This is a genomic window from Sneathiella sp. HT1-7 (assembly GCF_020731145.1).
Taxonomy (GTDB): domain Bacteria; phylum Pseudomonadota; class Alphaproteobacteria; order Sneathiellales; family Sneathiellaceae; genus Sneathiella.
Genome location: NZ_JAJFZN010000004.1, coordinates 21699 through 37137 on the forward strand (window position 1 = coordinate 21699; position 15439 = coordinate 37137).

Below are 15439 nucleotides of genomic sequence, written 5' to 3' on the forward strand. Positions count from 1 at the left end.
TTTTCCTGCAAAAAAATTTGCTTGGCGTGATCCTTTGAGACCAGAAATTTCCGCGCTATGAATTAACCATATTATGCGCCGGACCGGTAAGGTCCGGATTCTATAAGGGAATTTACCCGCCGAATGGTGATATTTACATATATTTAATTATAGATTCAAAGATGGATACTAATGCATTGATTTTTATTAAAAATTTTTTCTATTATTTTTTCAACATATCCCCCGAATGAGGTATGAAAATCCTAATCTCCTCCGATATTGTTTTCACACTCATAGTCTGCCGGCCGTCTTCTGTTGTAAGGCTGACCGACGAATATTATGGATAGAAAAATGTCAGTGAATGAGATTGGCGAGGAGATTGTTTTTTCGGATGATGAAAGCGATACGCTTTTCATTTCTGCCGGAAAACATGACCTTGAGGCCTTCGAAAATATTAAGAATTTTTCTCATATGCTCGGGAATGAGGGCGAAGAATTCATTGCGTTTGCGTCTCTGGCTGGCTCAGAACCTGGGGATATGGACAACTTCGTCTATGCCGAGGAAGATACTTTCGATCTTGATCTGGTTCTGGCCACTACCACAGCGGAGGACGCGCCTCGGTCGTCACTTTCTATCAATGAGGCCCTGCCGGAAATTGCGGAAAGCAGCATAGATCTTGATCAACTTTTCGACATTATGCAGATTAATGCTGTGCTGTCTTTCTCTGAAACTGTTGATCTTGAATTAAGCGCGCCTGATGCGGTTGCTGATTCCGCACGGGAGATGGCTCTGCTGGATAGCTCTGCCCTTCCTGTATCGTTTCTCGACAGTCTTGATCCTTGTGCCGGGGTTGAAGATCTTTTCAAAAAACTGGTTCTTGCCGAAGAAAGCTAAGTCATCACATATTTCTTGCGATGATATGATGACGACATAGGCTTTGACGCGGCCCGTCGTTCGGCTATCATCCCCTAAACTAGAATAAAAAGAATGGGGGAAAGATGACCACGATCGACGATACCAATATATTCCTGCCCGACCTTTGGTCCACTCACGCTACCTTCAGTCCGGATAAAGATGCCCTGATTTGCGGAAACGAGCGGCGGAGCTGGGGCAATTTCGACAAGAATATGAGCCGGATTGCCAATGCGCTGATTAATCGGAACATCGGGCAGGGGGATAAGGTCGCCGTACTGGTCAGCAATAATATCGAGGCGGTGGAGATCATCTTCGGCGTCACGCGGGCCGGGGCTTGCGTAGTGCCATTGAGCGGGTTGTTGACGGCAGAACAGCTCGCCGTGCTGATCGATGATTGCGATGCGAGCCTTCTGATAGCCACCGAGAGCTATCTTGAACGCATCACGGATATCCGGGAGCGGCTCAAGAAGATTCCGGCGAAGAATTTTATCGCCGCGGATTTTACCGCCGATGGCTGGGTTGGCTTTGAGAGTTTTCTCGGCGACGCCTCCGATGCGATGCCAACGGTTGATTATCGCCTGGAGGATGATTTCAATATCATCTACAGCTCTGGCACGACGGGCCTGCCCAAGGGAATTGTCCAGACCCATCGCGCACGTCAGCACTGGTCCTACAGCAATGCGCTTGAGCTTCGCTTTCACAGAAATGCGGTGGCAATGACCACAACCTCGCTTTACTCGAATGGCACCTGGCTTATGATGCTGCCGATCCTGTTCCTGGGTGGTACGCTTGTCATCATGCCGGAATTCAGCCCGGAGGCATTTCTGGAAACAGCGGTCACCTACAAGATCACCCATACCTTTATGGTTCCGACACAATTCATCGTCACGCTGGATCACCCAAAATTTGATGACTATGACCTGAGTTCCCTGGAGTCGGTCCTCTGCGCGGGATCACCACTCCGGCCCGATACAAAGGCGGAAGTGTTGAAGCGCCTGACTCCGAACTTGACCGAGCTTTATGGCTGTTCCGAGGGCTTCGGGTCCATGTGTCACCCTGATATGCATGCGATCAAGCCTGGAAGTGTCGGCAAGCCCGTGTTGGGCTTTGATCTGAAAATTTTCGATGATGATGGCAATGAACTACCCCGTGATGAGGTTGGGGAGATTTGCGGATATGGCGCGGGCATGATGAAAGAATACTACAAGCGCGATGACCTGAGTGAGGCAATTGTCGTCCGTGACAGTCACGGGCGCAGCTTTCTCCGCTCCGGCGATATCGGCCGCATCGACAAGGACGGGTATCTCTATATCATGGACCGCAAGAAGGACATGATTATCTCCGGCGGTTTCAATATCTTCCCTGCGGATATCGAGGCGATAGTCGGCGAGCATCCGGATGTTCTGGATGTGACGGTGATCGGCGTGCCCCATGAAAAATGGGGAGAAACGCCGCTCGCGCTTCTTATTGGGCGGGACGGGGTTGAAGATACGGTGGAAATAGTTAAATGGGCCAATGACCGGCTCGCCAAGAGCCAACGCATCATCGGGGCGGAATTGCTTGCGGAGTTCCCGCGCAACGCGCTTGGCAAGGTTGTAAAACGCGAACTCAGGGATCCCTACTGGGAATAACCCGAACAAAAGAAGGAAGAGGCAAATGCGCTCCGAAAAAGTAATGTTTAAGGGCACAAGTGGCATGTTGGCGGCACGGCTGGACCTACCCGTCGGCACACCGCTGGTGTATGCGCTTTTTGCCCATTGTTTTACCTGTTCGAAGGATGTGTTTGCCGCGTCGCGTGTCTCGACAGCGCTTGCAAATCTCGGGATTGCTACCTTGCGGTTTGATTTTACTGGTCTTGGGGAGAGTGATGGGGAGTTCGAGAATACAAACTTTACCTCGAATATCGCCGATCTTCTCCACGCTGCGGAATTCCTTGGCGAAAAGTTTGACGCGCCAAAACTGCTAATCGGGCATAGCCTTGGCGGGGCGGCGGTGCTCGCCGCGGCGGCGGATATCCCATCGGCAAAAGCCGTTGCCACTATCGGGGCTCCCTTTGATCCGGCCCATGTCGGTCATCATTTCATCGATCAGCATGAAAAAATTAGATCAGAGGGCGTGGTCAAGGTCGATATCGGCGGGCGTCCGTTCAATGTCAGCCGTCAGTTCCTGGAGGATATCGAGGATCAGGCTCAGGCGGAAAAGCTCCATCATTTGCGAAAAGCCCTGCTGATTTTCCACAGCCCGACAGACAATATCGTTGGCATCAGTAATGCTACGAATATCTTTGTTGCGGCCAAGCATCCGAAAAGCTTTATCTCCCTCGATAAGGCCGATCATTTACTCAGCCGGAAAGAGGACTCCCAATATGTTGCGGAAGTCATAACAAGCTGGGCCCGGCGCTATATCCCGGAGCTCACGCAAAGCAAGGCGAGAACCGGCTTGAAACGACAGGAGGGGGATACGCTTGTTGTGGGCGCCCCACCAGAGAAATTCCTGCAATATGTTGATAGTAACGGGCATTCCCTGTTGGCTGATGAGCCGTTTGATTATGGCGGAACCAACCGTGGGCCGTCACCCTATGATTTATTGCTGTCCGGCCTTGGCGCCTGTACCTCAATGACGATCAGGATGTATGCGGATCGCAAGAAATGGCCGCTGGAGAATGTCGCGGTACGTCTTCATCACAAGAAGATACATGCAGAGGATTGTGATGACTGCGAAACAGGGACGGGAAAAATTGATGTCATGACCCGGCAAATAGAACTTACCGGCGAATTATCGGATGAACAGCGCGGTCGTCTGATGGAAATTGCTGATCGCTGCCCGGTGCATCAAACCCTGATGTCGGAAATAAAAATTGAAACGGTCATGGCCTGATACGGGGACGGGGCGCGTCAGTTATTCTGTCTCTTGCGAAAAGATAGATTGATGCGCGATGGTGCCACATGTATCTAGATCGGGAATCAGGGAATTACCCGATTCAAAACACAGTTTCGCCACGATTGTATTGGATAATGTAAAACTCGGTAAAGTTTTACCAAAATGCATCCCAAATACAACAGATTTTGGGCCTTGGAAAATTCCTTATCCCGTCATTTCCCCAAATTAACGATATGTTAATACTTCCCTGAGAGATTATCTGCAGGACCACTGTAACCATCGTTTTAGTATTGCGTATCGATGTAAGGATATTTTCTCGTGACGGAGCAATTTCATAAGCATTTTGGCGTTATTCTCGCCTTTCTCGCTGCGCTTTTTGCGCTTCTGTTCTTCTGGACTTATCAGGTTTATTCCCTGAATGCGCCAGCCCGTTGGCTCGACGCGGACCAGCATTTTGTCGATACCACAAATAACAATGAACAGGTTATGAGCCTCGTCGGCTTCCACAGTATGATCCACAACTTTAAGGATTATTTGCTGCGTGGTGAGTCTGAGGATAAGGACCGTTTTTTTGAACATTTCGATGATGCCCGCGAAGAGTTAGATATCTTGCGCGCTCATTTTGGCGCAGAGGTAGAGACGGAAGTGCTGGCGATTGATGCGATCTTGCGCGACTATTTCGTCTCCATCAACCGGGTTGATCAACTCCGCGAAGAAGGCAAGTCGATTGCCGAGATTGATAAGGCGATCTCCATCAATGACACGGCCGCCTTCAACGCATTTCGCAAGATTCTGGATTTGTATGAAGCGGAAAAAGCAGAAGTCCGCACTCTCGTTCTGGGGGCAATGGATCAGGATCGTGACAATCTGCAATCTCTTTATACAACCCTGTTTGCGATAGGTCTGCTGCTTGCCATTGCTGTGGTAATGGGTCTGCGCTTTGAATATTTGAAACGCCGCGCGTTGCAGGAAAAATCAGAAACGAAGTCACTGCTTGAAAGCTTTCTTGATTATTCGACGGTGCCATTTTTGATCGCCGGTCCCGACAGGATTATTCGTCATTGCAATAAGGCCGCTGCACAGCTTCTGGAAACAAAGCCTGCCAATCTCGTCGGGGCATCGCTCGCGCAGATTATTGAAACCGATGTACCTCTGAATGAGGTGCTATCGTTCGACATCGGCCGCACCAAGCGGATCAGTACAGAGATTGAACTTCAAAGCGGTCGCAAGCTGCCTGTGCGTGCCGATTTTTCGACCAACCGAGATGGTACGATGCGGATAGTTGCGCTGTTCGATCAAAGCAAGGAGTTGAAAATTCGCGAACGTATCCTGTATGAGGCTGAGCATAAGATGACCAACGACACGATAGATGGGAGTCTCTCCATCCGCCGTGATATCCAGAAATTCAACGATTTGGTGGCTGAATTCGCCGAGCATATCGGCTATGACAAGAAGGATTTCGCGCGACGGGCACTCGATATTGCACAATCGCTTAAATCTCATGTCGGAAACTTCATGTCGCAGTCCAATCCGGTTACAGAAGGACGGTTAGCGCTTAATCTGGATGGGCCGGTTTCGCAGAAGATCAGTGAGACAGTCTCCGCCACACTTGAGAAATTTGATAAAGCAATTCTGGATAATCAGTTGATGTTTAATTGGGTCAATCATGTGCCGGAGGTGCGGGAAATTGACTTTCCGGCGCAGCTTCAGCGCATCCTGAATAACCTTGTCAGCAACGCGGTTAATTACACCAAGCCGGGCGGAGCGATCAAGATCACCTCTTCAATAGAGGGGGAGTATCTGATCCTCAAGGTCGAGGATACCGGCATCGGGATCGAGGAAGAGGATATCCCGCGCATTTTTGAACGCGGCGTGCGGATGAAGAACGCGGCGCAGATGTGCGGCGGCCTTGGCATTGGTCTCAATGCTGTGCAGGAAACATTGCGCAACCTCGGCGGCAAGATTACCTGCAATTCCTATGCGGGGATTGGGTCAGATTTTGTGGTGAAAATTCCTGTGGCGCAACAGCCAGGAACCACAAACTCAGTAACGACGGCGACGGCCTCCTAGAGGCGAGTGACACCTTTATCTCTCAAGCTGTCGGCAATATAGGCACTTAACCATTTGCTGTGATCTAGATACCGTTCCCGTGCGTGTTTTTCATCGGCGGAGAGCAGTAGTTCCTTAATTTCGTTATGATCGCGCAGACAGCGCTCCTTCTGCTCGTGCTCGATATGACGCATTGCCTCAAAATTAGCCCGTTGAATAATATCGCGGAAAGAAAGACCCGTTTCCTGCAGTTTGGTGTTGCCGTTCAGGATAAACAGGCTGCGGTGAAATTTCTCGTCCGCCTCTGCCCAGGCATCGGCATTATCGCTTCGAAGCGCAGTTTCCTCGCTGGATAGTGAATAGAGAAGCGGCATGATATCGGTCCGCGATAACTTGCGGGTACAGATATTGCCGATGGCCTGCATTTCCAGTCCGGCAACAACCTGATAATACTCTGCGAGTTCAACGGCGCTTAAGGCAAGAATACGAATGCCGCGCTTGGGCACAATCTCAACGACTTTTTCCGTCTGCAGGCGGAGCATGGCCTCCCGGATCGGAGTCCGGCTCATGTCGAGCTGGCGTTCGATCTCTGGAATATTGATGAAGCTGTCGAGCGGAATTTTACCCGTATTGATCTCCGCCTTGATGGCCGAATAGGCCATGTCGGTCAGTGATTGCTTCCTCGGCACCAGAGACGGGCGCGCTTTATATTGCAAGGCAGTAGTCATAATGAAGACAGTTTGCCGTGAGGATGGTTGAAAAAGCGTTAATTAAACTCGGGTATTTGTCTGTCATGTCGGTGGGGCAGGGCATACGCCTGCTCTAGGAGAGGCAGATCAGGGTGTATTGGAAAACAATATAATATATTAAGGATTGTTTTACGTGCTTTTATTATAAGCTCGCTAAATATTTCATTAAACTTTAGAGAGTGGTTTTCGCCCCGTCCAGTTTGCAGGTCTTACTCCATTAATAATCTCATCAGCATGAGCCCCGGCCTCTTTCGGCTGTTGCTCGCCTCCCTCGTCGTCGTAAGCCATGTCTCGCGATATGACGTCGGGCGCCCGGCAGTTTTTATCTTTTTCGTCCTGAGCGGGTATTGGGTGTACCGCATGTATGATAGCAAATACCGGCGGTTTTCCAACCCCGTCAAAGCCTTCTATCTGTCTCGGTTTTTGCGTATCTGGCTATTTTTTGTCGTCTGCTGCCTGGTCGCCATCGTCCTTAGCGGTCATTTCGTGCCGGAGGACCTGTATGCCCTGCTGATTATCGGTGTCGCCTCGCGAAGCCACGATCCGCTCGGGGTGTCCTGGTCGCTCGACTATGAAATACAGTTCTACCTACTGCTGCCGCTGATCTGGCTGCTGTTCAACCGCATTACCGACCTACAGATCGCGGTGCTGTCGATCTCGCTTCTGGTGATCGTGATGATGGCCGGCGCACATGCCCTTGAAGCCTATTACGGAATCCTCACTGTGTTCGGCTTGCTGCCGCTGTTTCTGGCAGGTTGCTTGCTGGCGAGGCTTGACTACTGCCCGTCTGTCCACGCCGCAGCGATCAGTCTGGTCCTAACGGCGGTTGCCGTCATCGCCGTGTATTTTGTCCCGGCCACACATGACCTCTTGATCAAGGACGCTGGGAATCCGATCACCAAGGATTTGTTCTTCATTTTCATCTCGGGCATGCTGCTGCCGTTCATCGCCTATAATGTATCGCAAAAAAGCGACGGGCTGGATCGCCACGCTGGCAACTGGTCCTATGCCCTCTATCTGCTGCACAGCCCGATCATCACGGCGACCTATGCCCTGATGGCGGCGAAGATGGGGCAGCCCGCACTCAAAATTGTCGCCGTGGCCTGCGCATATGGAGGATCGCTGTTGATGTATCTTTTGATCGACGCCCGGATTGAGCGATGGCGTACCCGAAAATTCGAGGCCATCCGCTGACGCTACAAAAAATCGCCGCTCACGCCCGCCATTTCAGGAAGTACTTTTCCGCTTTCCCGATGATCCAGGCGAAGATGAGACCGATGCAAGAGAGGATGGCGACGCCTGTAATTAATTGGTCCGTCGCCATCAGGCTACCCGCGATCAGGATGTAGGCGCCGATACCATATTCGGCGGCGATCATCTCAGCGGCGACCAGAAGGATAATCGCGATGGCGGCGGAAATCCGCGCGCCGGAAAGAATAGCGGGCAGGGCACCCGGCAGGATAATTTTCCGGATTATCGACATCCGCGTAAGGCCAAAGGACTGTCCCATGCGGATCAGGCCGCGATCTACATTATCGATCCCGCCATAGGTGGCGATGACCGTTGGAAAGAAAGTCCCGAACAGGATGGTGGCGACCTTCGATCCCTCGCCAATGCCGAACCAGATGATGAACAGCGGCAGGAGCGCGATTTTCGGGATCGGGAAGATCGCCGAGACAAGCGGTTGCAGGCCGGACCGGGCAATCGAGAACAGCCCGATCAGGGTGCCGACGATAATACCGAGCATGGTGCCCGAGAACCAGCCGATCAGGAGCCTTTGTAAGGAGGCCGCGAGATGCTGCCAGAGAAGGCCGGAATTCACCAGATTCATAAAGGCATCAAATGCCTCCGACGGGGCAGGCAGGATCAGCGGGCTGATAAAGCCCGTGCGGCACCCCCATTCCCAGAAGGCTATAATCAGGATAAAAACAATCGGCGCGACGATTTTTCTCGATTTCGGCAGGAAACCGCCGCCGCGGTAGGGAACCGGTTTCCCTGTTATCTGATTGCCGACAGTTTCATCACTCATCAAGAAGCTCCATATCGGCGGCGCGGGCCTCATCGCGCATCAAATTCCAGAGCCGTTTCTGGATCGCCTCCAGCTCCGCATTCTCGGTTGTCCGTGCGGAAAGGGGCATATCAATTTCAACAATATCGCGGATCTCGCCGGGTCGACGGGACAGGACGACGATCTTGTGCCCCAAGCGCACGGCCTCGGCAAGATTATGGGTGACGTAAGCGGCGGTATAGTTTTCCTTTTCCCACAAATCGACAAGATCATCCATGAGCAGTTCCCGCGTCTGGGAATCGAGGGCGGACAACGGCTCATCCATCAGCAGGACGGCGGGCCGGACGGAGAGGGCGCGGGCAATGGCGACGCGCTGTTTCATGCCACCGGACAGCTGCCGGGGATAGGCCTTCCTGAAATCGCTCAGTTTCGTGCGGGCAAGCACATCAGCAATGATCTCCTCGCGCGCGGCGGCATCGAGGGGGTGGTTCTCTAGCACGAGGCTGATGTTTCCTTCCACCGTCCGCCAGGGGAGAAGCGCGAAATCCTGAAAAATATAGGTGAGGGGATTGAGGCAGTCTGCCGGCGGTTCGCCAAGTTGCAAAACCTCCCCCGAGGCCGGGCGCTCCAGACCGCCAATCATACGAAGAAGCGTTGACTTCCCGCAGCCCGACGGTCCGATAATGCAGACAATCTGCCCCTGTTCGATATCCAGATTGATATCGCGAAGGACCTCAACCTCATCATAGCGGTGAGTGATATGGCGAAGACTGAGGTCCATCTGCTATTTAGAAGGTCTCGACATAGTCGGTGTTGACCAGAGTTTCGATTGTGATGCTGTCCTTGACCAGACCTTCTGATTTGAACCAGTTAAGCTGGTCCGTCACATTGGTAAGGTTAAGTGCGGCCCCTTTGTTGACACGCATGGCACCATTTCGGATAGACGGGCCTGCCTTCTCGATCGGCCGGTCAGCATAGACATATTTATGGATCAGCTCCACCATGGCGGTGGCACCTTCTTCACCTGCGGTCTTGTCGACAAGAGCCGCATTGAAGTCATCCGCGCCCTTGGAGAAGGCGGCCAGGAAACGCTTCACGAGATCGGGTTTTGTTTCTGCGTTTTCGGTCGAGGTAAATACCGTTGTCACCTGATAGTCAGGGATGTAATCGGCAACCATGCCGATCTGGACAACGGCAGGACCCTTGGCGAGAGCCTTCGCGATATGCGGCACGATGGACCAGCTATCGACCTGTCCTGATTTGAGGGCACCGATGATCGCGCCAACTTTTTGCAACGAAACCAGTTTCATATCAGATGTGGAAAAACCTTCCTTCTCGGCAATTTTTGACGCCATGTAATGGAAGGAGGAACCAGCCTGCGTGATGCCGAAGCTGCGGCCCTTCAATTTCGCCGGGCTGGTGACGCCCTCATCATAGGCGGCTTTGGAAACGAGGATGATCTGCCCGTCAATGCCGGGTTCTTCCTGCAATGCGCCGCCGATTACCTTGATCGCGCCCTTGTCTGCGAGATTGATCAGACCACCTGATATGGCGGTCACGCCGAAATCCACATCGCCTGAGGCAATGGCGACGGCCATTGGCTGCGCGGCTTGGAAGAATTTGAACTCGACTTCCAATCCTTCGTCGGTGAAATAACCTTTTTCAAATGCGACAAAGCTCGGTGCATGGGACGTGAAGCGGAGCGCACCAACAGTGATTTTGTCGGCGGCGGCGGCCGTGAGCGTTGTGCCCCCGATTGCGGTAAGGGCGACAAGGCCACCGAGAAGCGCCTTTTTAAATGCCCGTCTTGATATTGACATCATGGAATTATTCCTCCCGAAAGGATTGATTTTTGGATCGCGTGATTTTGGCCTTTATCTACTTGGATATCCCGCCGGGAGTCAATTGATAAACTGCGGCTCTATTGCCCCGCAATCCAGCTTTTTACAACCGTCATATCCTCTCTAACGGCTACGATATCAGCGCGCATTCCGGCCGCAATCCGACCATGCGTCTTTTCGAGGCCAAGGAATGCCGCCGGGCTAGACGTTGCCATTATTACCGCTTCCTCCAGCGGGAGATCCAACAGGGTGACCGCATTGCGCACTGCCGCCGCCATATCAAGCGCGGAGCCAGCGAGCGTGCCATCCTTCGTGGTCAATCGACCATCCTTGAGAGTGATATCAGTCTCACCAAGTGTGAGATGGATTTCTTCTGTCCCAATGGTGGACATGGCATCCGTGACCAGCATCATATGATCAAGGCCTTTTACGGCGAGGGCTGCTTTCAGGGTTGCCGGATGCACATGGTGACCATCATTAATAATACCACAATAAACGTCCGGGGAATTTAGCGCCGCCCCAATGAGACCGGGCGCGCGGCTCTCCATCGGGGGCATGGCATTGTAAAGATGGGTGACGCCTGTCAGTCCGGCCTCTATCGCCGCCTGCATTTCTTTAAAGCTCGCGGTACTATGTCCGGCAGAGACATGCACGCCTTTCGCTGTCAGTTCCCGAATAATCTCCAGCGGGGTTTTTTCTGGTGCGAGCGTCACCAATACCTTGCCCAGATCGCCCGCAGCCACGAGATCGACAAAACGGTCGTCAATGTCGCGAATATGTGCTTCATCATGGACGCCTTTACGCGCCGGGTTGAGATAGGGCCCTTCGAAATGGATACCGAGAATTCCGGGCATGTCTTGCGCAATCGCCTCCCGGATCAGGGCGGCGATACGCTCCATCTTTTCCCAGCTATCGGTGATCAGGGTCGGGAGCATTGCCGTGGTGCCGAATTTCCGATGGGCAGCAGCAATAGTGGCAATGTCCTCAAGGTTTGTCGCATTGTTCAACATAACCCCGCCGCCGCCATTGACCTGCGTATCGATAAAACCGGGAAGCAAGCGATATCCGTCATAATTCTCGCATTCATACCCGGCAGGGCAATCAGATTCCCGACAGAGGCCCGCAATCCGTCCGTCGTCGATCAGCAACGTAAGTTCATCCTGCCAGCTATGTCCGGTCAGAATTTCCGCGTTTATGAGCGCCTTTTTCATGAGCGTACCGTGCCGGTCTTATTGATCAGGCCCGTCCGGTTGTTAATCAGCCGGAGCGCGCCGTCGAAAACATCGCCACGCGGCTGGGCCACATAGCGGCCATGCGCCTTGTCGAGCCAGGGGCGGATCGGTTCGGCCAGCCCGCCGACATGATGTATTTCCTTCACATCTCTTCTCACAAGGGCGCGGATTAGCTGATTGACTTCTTCGGCGATGGTCCGGACAAGGCTCTTTGCCACCTCATCCTCTTTTTCCGCATATTCGATGACGAGGCCCGCAAACGCGCCATAATCAACAGGCCTTGCCGTGCGGGCCCAACAGGAAACCTCAGCCGGATGGGCCCCGACTTCCGACAGCAGTTTCTTGCAAAAGGGGGAGGACGGCAGGATGTCATCATAGGCCTGCAGCGCCCGGCGCACGGCAAGATGACCGAGGCGCGCGCCCGACCCCTGATCGGAAACGGGAAAGCCCCATCCGCCGATATAGAATTTTTCGTCACCTTGCACCGCGAAGGCGCAGGAGCCGGTGCCGGTGATCAGCAAGCCGCCATCTCCGCCAGCAAAAGCCCCAAGCTGGGCGACGAAGGCATCCGTCTCTGCAGTCATGGAGGCAAACGGATGGGTGACGCGCAGGAATTCCTCCCGGCGCTCAGCCTCGACCAATCCGGCCATGGCAAAACCTGCATGCAGGCGGGAAAGGGGAATCGACAACCCGTCCAGCTTAGAAAGAGCATTACGGGTGGCACGGAAAATTTCGCTCAGCACTGCATTCAACCCGAGAGAGGCATTGGCTGGTCCGCCATGCCCTTCGCAAAGCATGGTGCCATCCTGGTCGTACAGGCGGACACGGCAATTGCTACCACCGCAATCTGCCGCCAGATAGACCGGTGTGTCATCCGCTCCTGTCATGTAAAACCGTTGCCCGTCCCAAGCTTAAAGGAATTTCTTATTCCCTTTGTTTCAAATTGAAATTAGGATCAATTGATCCTCCCTATAGTATTGGAAAAATGACAGGCTGCAATGCTGTGATTAGGAAAAATTAAATGAAAACGCAAGTCGCGATAATCGGGAGCGGTCCGGCGGGCCTCCTGTTAGGTCAGTTACTCCATACTCAAGGCATAGATAATATTATTCTTGATCGGGTGAGTCCGGGATATATCCTTGAACGGATACGCGCCGGCGTAATTGAGCAGGGATTTGTTGACTTGATGAAAGAAGCCGGTGTGGCCGAACGTATGCTGCGCGAGGGTGAAGTCCATCATGAAGTTGATATCGCCGTTCATGAGGAATATCACACCATTAATCTGACTGAATTGACGGGCGGAAAATCCGTCACCGTCTATGGCCAGACAGAAATAACTCATGACCTGATGGATGCGCGGAATGCGTCGGGCCAGATTTCCTTCTATGACGCGAAGAATGTTACTCCCCATGACATGAAGAGCGATAAGCCATATGTCACCTTCGAAAAAGACGGGGAGAAACATCGAATTGATTGCGACTATATAGCCGGTTGTGACGGATCCCACGGAGTTTGCCGCCCGAGTATTCCTGCCGGTGTGCTCAAAGAGTATGAAAGAGTATATCCGTTCGGCTGGCTTGGCCTTCTTTCAGATACGCCCCCGGTCGATTACGAATTAATTTATGTGAAAAGTGACGAAGGGTTCGCGCTTTGCAGTAAGCGTTCCGAAACACGGAGCCGATATTATGTTCAGGTGCCGCTGGATGAGAAAGTCGAGAACTGGTCCGATGACCGCTTTTGGGAAGAACTTAAACGTCGTATTCCGGATGATGCGGCGGCGCGGCTGGTGACGGGACCATCGATCGAGAAGAGTATTGCGCCGCTTCGCAGTTTTGTGGTTGAGCCGATGCAGTATGGCAATATGTTCCTGCTTGGTGATGCCGCCCATATCGTCCCGCCGACAGGGGCAAAGGGGCTCAACCTCGCGGCAAGTGATGTCAATACGCTCTATCGCATTCTGGTAAAGACCTATAAGGAGGGGCGCAAGGATCTCACGGCCCGCTACAGCGAAATTGCCCTTCGCCGGGTATGGAACGGGGTGCGCTTCTCCTGGTGGATGACCAATATGCTGCATCACTTCTACCGCGACAGCATCGAGGACAAGATCCGCGATTCCGAAATCAGCTTTTTCCTCGCCTGTGAACACCGCCGACGTATCCTCGCCGAGCAATATGTCGGGCTTCCTTATGAAGAAATTGTATAAGGACGGCTACCAGACGCCGAAATAGATGCCGCGTTTTTTCGCGGTGTCAGTCTTCTTTTCGATTTCTTCATGCGACGTCGTCGTGCGATTTCGCCGGTGGCGGAGCCAGTGATTGAGCCGCTCTTCCATCTCAGCGCGGATTTCCTTGTGTAAGTCGCTTTCCCCAAGATCAATCAATTCGTCAGGATCTTTTTGTAAATCGAAAAGCTGCGGTCGGAAATTGTCGTATGAGATATATTTCCACCGTTCGGTCCGGAGCATATAGGCACGGGCCTGATCCGGCGGTAGCTCAAGCGAAAGACGTGCGCCTCGCCAGGAATAGTCTGCCTCGCTGATAACAAAATCGCGCCATTCAGAGCTATTATTTCCCTCAAGAAGCGGCAGGAAGGATTTCCCTTCCAGCTGATGCGGCTTCGCTTCACCGCCGAGAGCGTCGATAAAGGTCGGGATGAGGTCAATCGCCTCGATCAGGGTATGAAGTTCGCTGCCGCGCGTCCCGGCGCAATCATGGCCCGGGTGGCTGACGATCATCGGGATGCGCACGCTTTCCTCATGGAACATTTCCTTCTCGCCGAGCCAGTGATCGCCGAGATAATCACCATGATCACTGGTGAGCACAATCAGTGTATCGTCAAGCCGTCCCTGTTCTTCAAGGAAGCTCATCACCCGGCCGATGTTATCGTCAATCTCCGTGATCAATCCCATATAGGCAGGGATGACATGGCGGCGCTTTTCCTCATCGGAGAAATTCACACTTTCCTCATGTGCCATAAAGGCCTCGATCACCGGATGCGGATTTGCCCGCTCTTTTTCTCCGCGATTGGCGGCAATCACATCTTGCGGCGAGTACATATCGTGGTAGGGCGCTGGCGCGATATAGGGCCAATGCGGCTTGATATAGCTGAGATGCAGGCACCAGGGTGTATCGGCGAGCTCGGTGATCTTGCTCATGGCGCGGTTCGTCATATAGGCGGTTTCCGAATGCGCCTTGTCCACACGTGCGGGCAGATGCGCATTGCGAAGATACCATCCGCTGACCACTTCGCCCTTTTCATTGACGCCGGAGTTCGCGTAAGTATGCCAGGGGTTATCCCCGTCATACCCCTGATCGCGCAAATAGACATTATAGGCGAGGTTCGGATCGGTGGAGGCATCGGGGTGAAGACCGTCATCGCGCTCCCATGGCTCAAACCCGCATTCCGCGGCAAGGGTGCCTTGAACGCTGCCCCGGTCGATGCCAAGCCGTTTCATGCCTGCGGCATCCGCCGCCATATGGGTCTTGCCAACAAGTCCGGTGGAGACACCTAACTCTCGCATATGATCGCCGAGCGTCGGCTCCCCGATACTGAGCGGTACGTTGTTATAGGTCGCGCCATGGGACTGCACATAACGCCCGGTATAAAATGACATCCGCGACGAACCACAGACCGGTGCCTGACAGAAGGCATTGGGGAACAGGACGCCGCGTTGCGCCAAGGCGTCTATATTCGGGGTTTTGATGGATGGATGACCGGCGCAGCCGAGGTAATCGGCGCGGAGTTGATCACACATGATGAAGAGGATATTTCTGACGCTACCCATTT

General features: G+C 53.0%; 13 protein-coding genes. 6 read left to right on the top strand and 7 right to left on the bottom strand.

Translation table 11 applies throughout. The annotated features are described in order from the left end of the window. Window positions 1-330: 330 nt before the first annotated feature. The 4 genes from LKE13_RS13660 (at window position 331) to LKE13_RS18795 (ending at window position 5844) form a co-directional block, all read left to right on the top strand. A complete protein-coding gene (locus LKE13_RS13660) occupies window positions 331-873 on the top strand; it encodes a hypothetical protein (RefSeq protein ID WP_227951941.1) in 543 nt (180 codons plus the stop codon). A gap of 104 nt (window positions 874-977) precedes the next feature. Next, a complete protein-coding gene (locus LKE13_RS13665; protein WP_227951942.1) occupies window positions 978-2525 on the top strand; it encodes a class I adenylate-forming enzyme family protein in 1548 nt (515 codons plus the stop codon). A gap of 25 nt (window positions 2526-2550) precedes the next feature. Then, window positions 2551-3771 (top strand): alpha/beta fold hydrolase, encoded by a 1221-nt coding sequence (locus LKE13_RS13670; protein WP_227951943.1) that lies wholly within the window; start codon window positions 2551-2553, stop codon window positions 3769-3771. Between the two features lie 321 nt (window positions 3772-4092). Further along, window positions 4093-5844, top strand: coding sequence for an ATP-binding protein (locus tag LKE13_RS18795; protein ID WP_227951944.1), 1752 nt, complete (start codon window positions 4093-4095; stop codon window positions 5842-5844). Here the strand turns inward: LKE13_RS18795 and LKE13_RS13680 are convergent. Next, complete coding sequence (locus LKE13_RS13680) at window positions 5841-6551, bottom strand: GntR family transcriptional regulator (RefSeq protein WP_227951945.1); 711 nt, start codon at window positions 6549-6551, stop codon at window positions 5841-5843. The genes LKE13_RS18795 and LKE13_RS13680 overlap by 4 nt on opposite strands. Before the next feature lie 255 nt (window positions 6552-6806). Here LKE13_RS13680 and LKE13_RS13685 point away from each other — a divergent pair, with 255 nt between their 5' ends. Then, the gene (locus LKE13_RS13685; protein ID WP_227951946.1) at window positions 6807-7766 is read left to right on the top strand and encodes an acyltransferase family protein; all 960 of its coding nucleotides are present in this window, start codon (window positions 6807-6809) and stop codon (window positions 7764-7766) included. Window positions 7767-7785: 19 nt separating this feature from the next. Here LKE13_RS13685 and LKE13_RS13690 read toward each other — a convergent pair whose 3' ends face one another. The 5 genes from LKE13_RS13690 to LKE13_RS13710 form a co-directional block, all read right to left on the bottom strand. Beyond that, window positions 7786-8601: an ABC transporter permease gene (locus LKE13_RS13690; RefSeq protein ID WP_227951947.1), complete on the bottom strand. Its 816-nt coding sequence runs from the start codon at window positions 8599-8601 to the stop codon at window positions 7786-7788. After that, window positions 8594-9361: an ABC transporter ATP-binding protein gene (locus LKE13_RS13695; RefSeq protein WP_227951948.1), complete on the bottom strand. Its 768-nt coding sequence runs from the start codon at window positions 9359-9361 to the stop codon at window positions 8594-8596. The genes LKE13_RS13690 and LKE13_RS13695 overlap by 8 nt, the downstream gene beginning before the upstream one ends. Window positions 9362-9368: 7 nt before the next feature. Further along, window positions 9369-10403, bottom strand: a complete 1035-nt coding sequence (locus LKE13_RS13700; protein WP_227951949.1) for an ABC transporter substrate-binding protein — start codon at window positions 10401-10403, stop codon at window positions 9369-9371. A gap of 98 nt (window positions 10404-10501) precedes the next feature. Then, window positions 10502-11632: an N-acetylglucosamine-6-phosphate deacetylase gene (gene nagA / locus LKE13_RS13705; RefSeq protein WP_227951950.1), complete on the bottom strand. Its 1131-nt coding sequence runs from the start codon at window positions 11630-11632 to the stop codon at window positions 10502-10504. Beyond that, window positions 11629-12540, bottom strand: coding sequence for a BadF/BadG/BcrA/BcrD ATPase family protein (locus LKE13_RS13710; protein ID WP_227951951.1), 912 nt, complete (start codon window positions 12538-12540; stop codon window positions 11629-11631). Before LKE13_RS13710 ends, nagA begins: the two co-directional genes overlap by 4 nt. Before the next feature lie 134 nt (window positions 12541-12674). On the opposite strand from LKE13_RS13710, the gene pobA reads away from it, so the two are divergent. Continuing rightward, window positions 12675-13856 carry a 4-hydroxybenzoate 3-monooxygenase gene (gene pobA, locus LKE13_RS13715; RefSeq protein WP_227951952.1) on the top strand — a complete coding sequence of 394 codons (1182 nt, stop codon included), beginning with the start codon at window positions 12675-12677 and terminating at the stop codon, window positions 13854-13856. 6 nt (window positions 13857-13862) lie between these two features. Here pobA and LKE13_RS13720 read toward each other — a convergent pair whose 3' ends face one another. Continuing rightward, window positions 13863-15437, bottom strand: coding sequence for a sulfatase-like hydrolase/transferase (locus tag LKE13_RS13720; protein ID WP_227951953.1), 1575 nt, complete (start codon window positions 15435-15437; stop codon window positions 13863-13865). Window positions 15438-15439: the final 2 nt, after the last annotated feature.

Coding starts and splice junctions, on each gene's coding strand:
- LKE13_RS13710 (WP_227951951.1), bottom strand. CDS start 12,540: ATGACAGGAGCGGATGACACACCGGTCTATCTGGCGGCAGATTGCGGT.
- LKE13_RS13665 (WP_227951942.1), top strand. CDS start 978: ATGACCACGATCGACGATACCAATATATTCCTGCCCGACCTTTGGTCC.
- LKE13_RS13690 (WP_227951947.1), bottom strand. CDS start 8,601: ATGAGTGATGAAACTGTCGGCAATCAGATAACAGGGAAACCGGTTCCC.
- nagA (WP_227951950.1), bottom strand. CDS start 11,632: ATGAAAAAGGCGCTCATAAACGCGGAAATTCTGACCGGACATAGCTGG.
- LKE13_RS13660 (WP_227951941.1), top strand. CDS start 331: ATGTCAGTGAATGAGATTGGCGAGGAGATTGTTTTTTCGGATGATGAA.
- LKE13_RS13695 (WP_227951948.1), bottom strand. CDS start 9,361: ATGGACCTCAGTCTTCGCCATATCACTCACCGCTATGATGAGGTTGAG.
- LKE13_RS13680 (WP_227951945.1), bottom strand. CDS start 6,551: ATGACTACTGCCTTGCAATATAAAGCGCGCCCGTCTCTGGTGCCGAGG.
- LKE13_RS13670 (WP_227951943.1), top strand. CDS start 2,551: ATGCGCTCCGAAAAAGTAATGTTTAAGGGCACAAGTGGCATGTTGGCG.
- LKE13_RS13700 (WP_227951949.1), bottom strand. CDS start 10,403: ATGATGTCAATATCAAGACGGGCATTTAAAAAGGCGCTTCTCGGTGGC.
- pobA (WP_227951952.1), top strand. CDS start 12,675: ATGAAAACGCAAGTCGCGATAATCGGGAGCGGTCCGGCGGGCCTCCTG.
- LKE13_RS13685 (WP_227951946.1), top strand. CDS start 6,807: ATGAGCCCCGGCCTCTTTCGGCTGTTGCTCGCCTCCCTCGTCGTCGTA.
- LKE13_RS13720 (WP_227951953.1), bottom strand. CDS start 15,437: ATGGGTAGCGTCAGAAATATCCTCTTCATCATGTGTGATCAACTCCGC.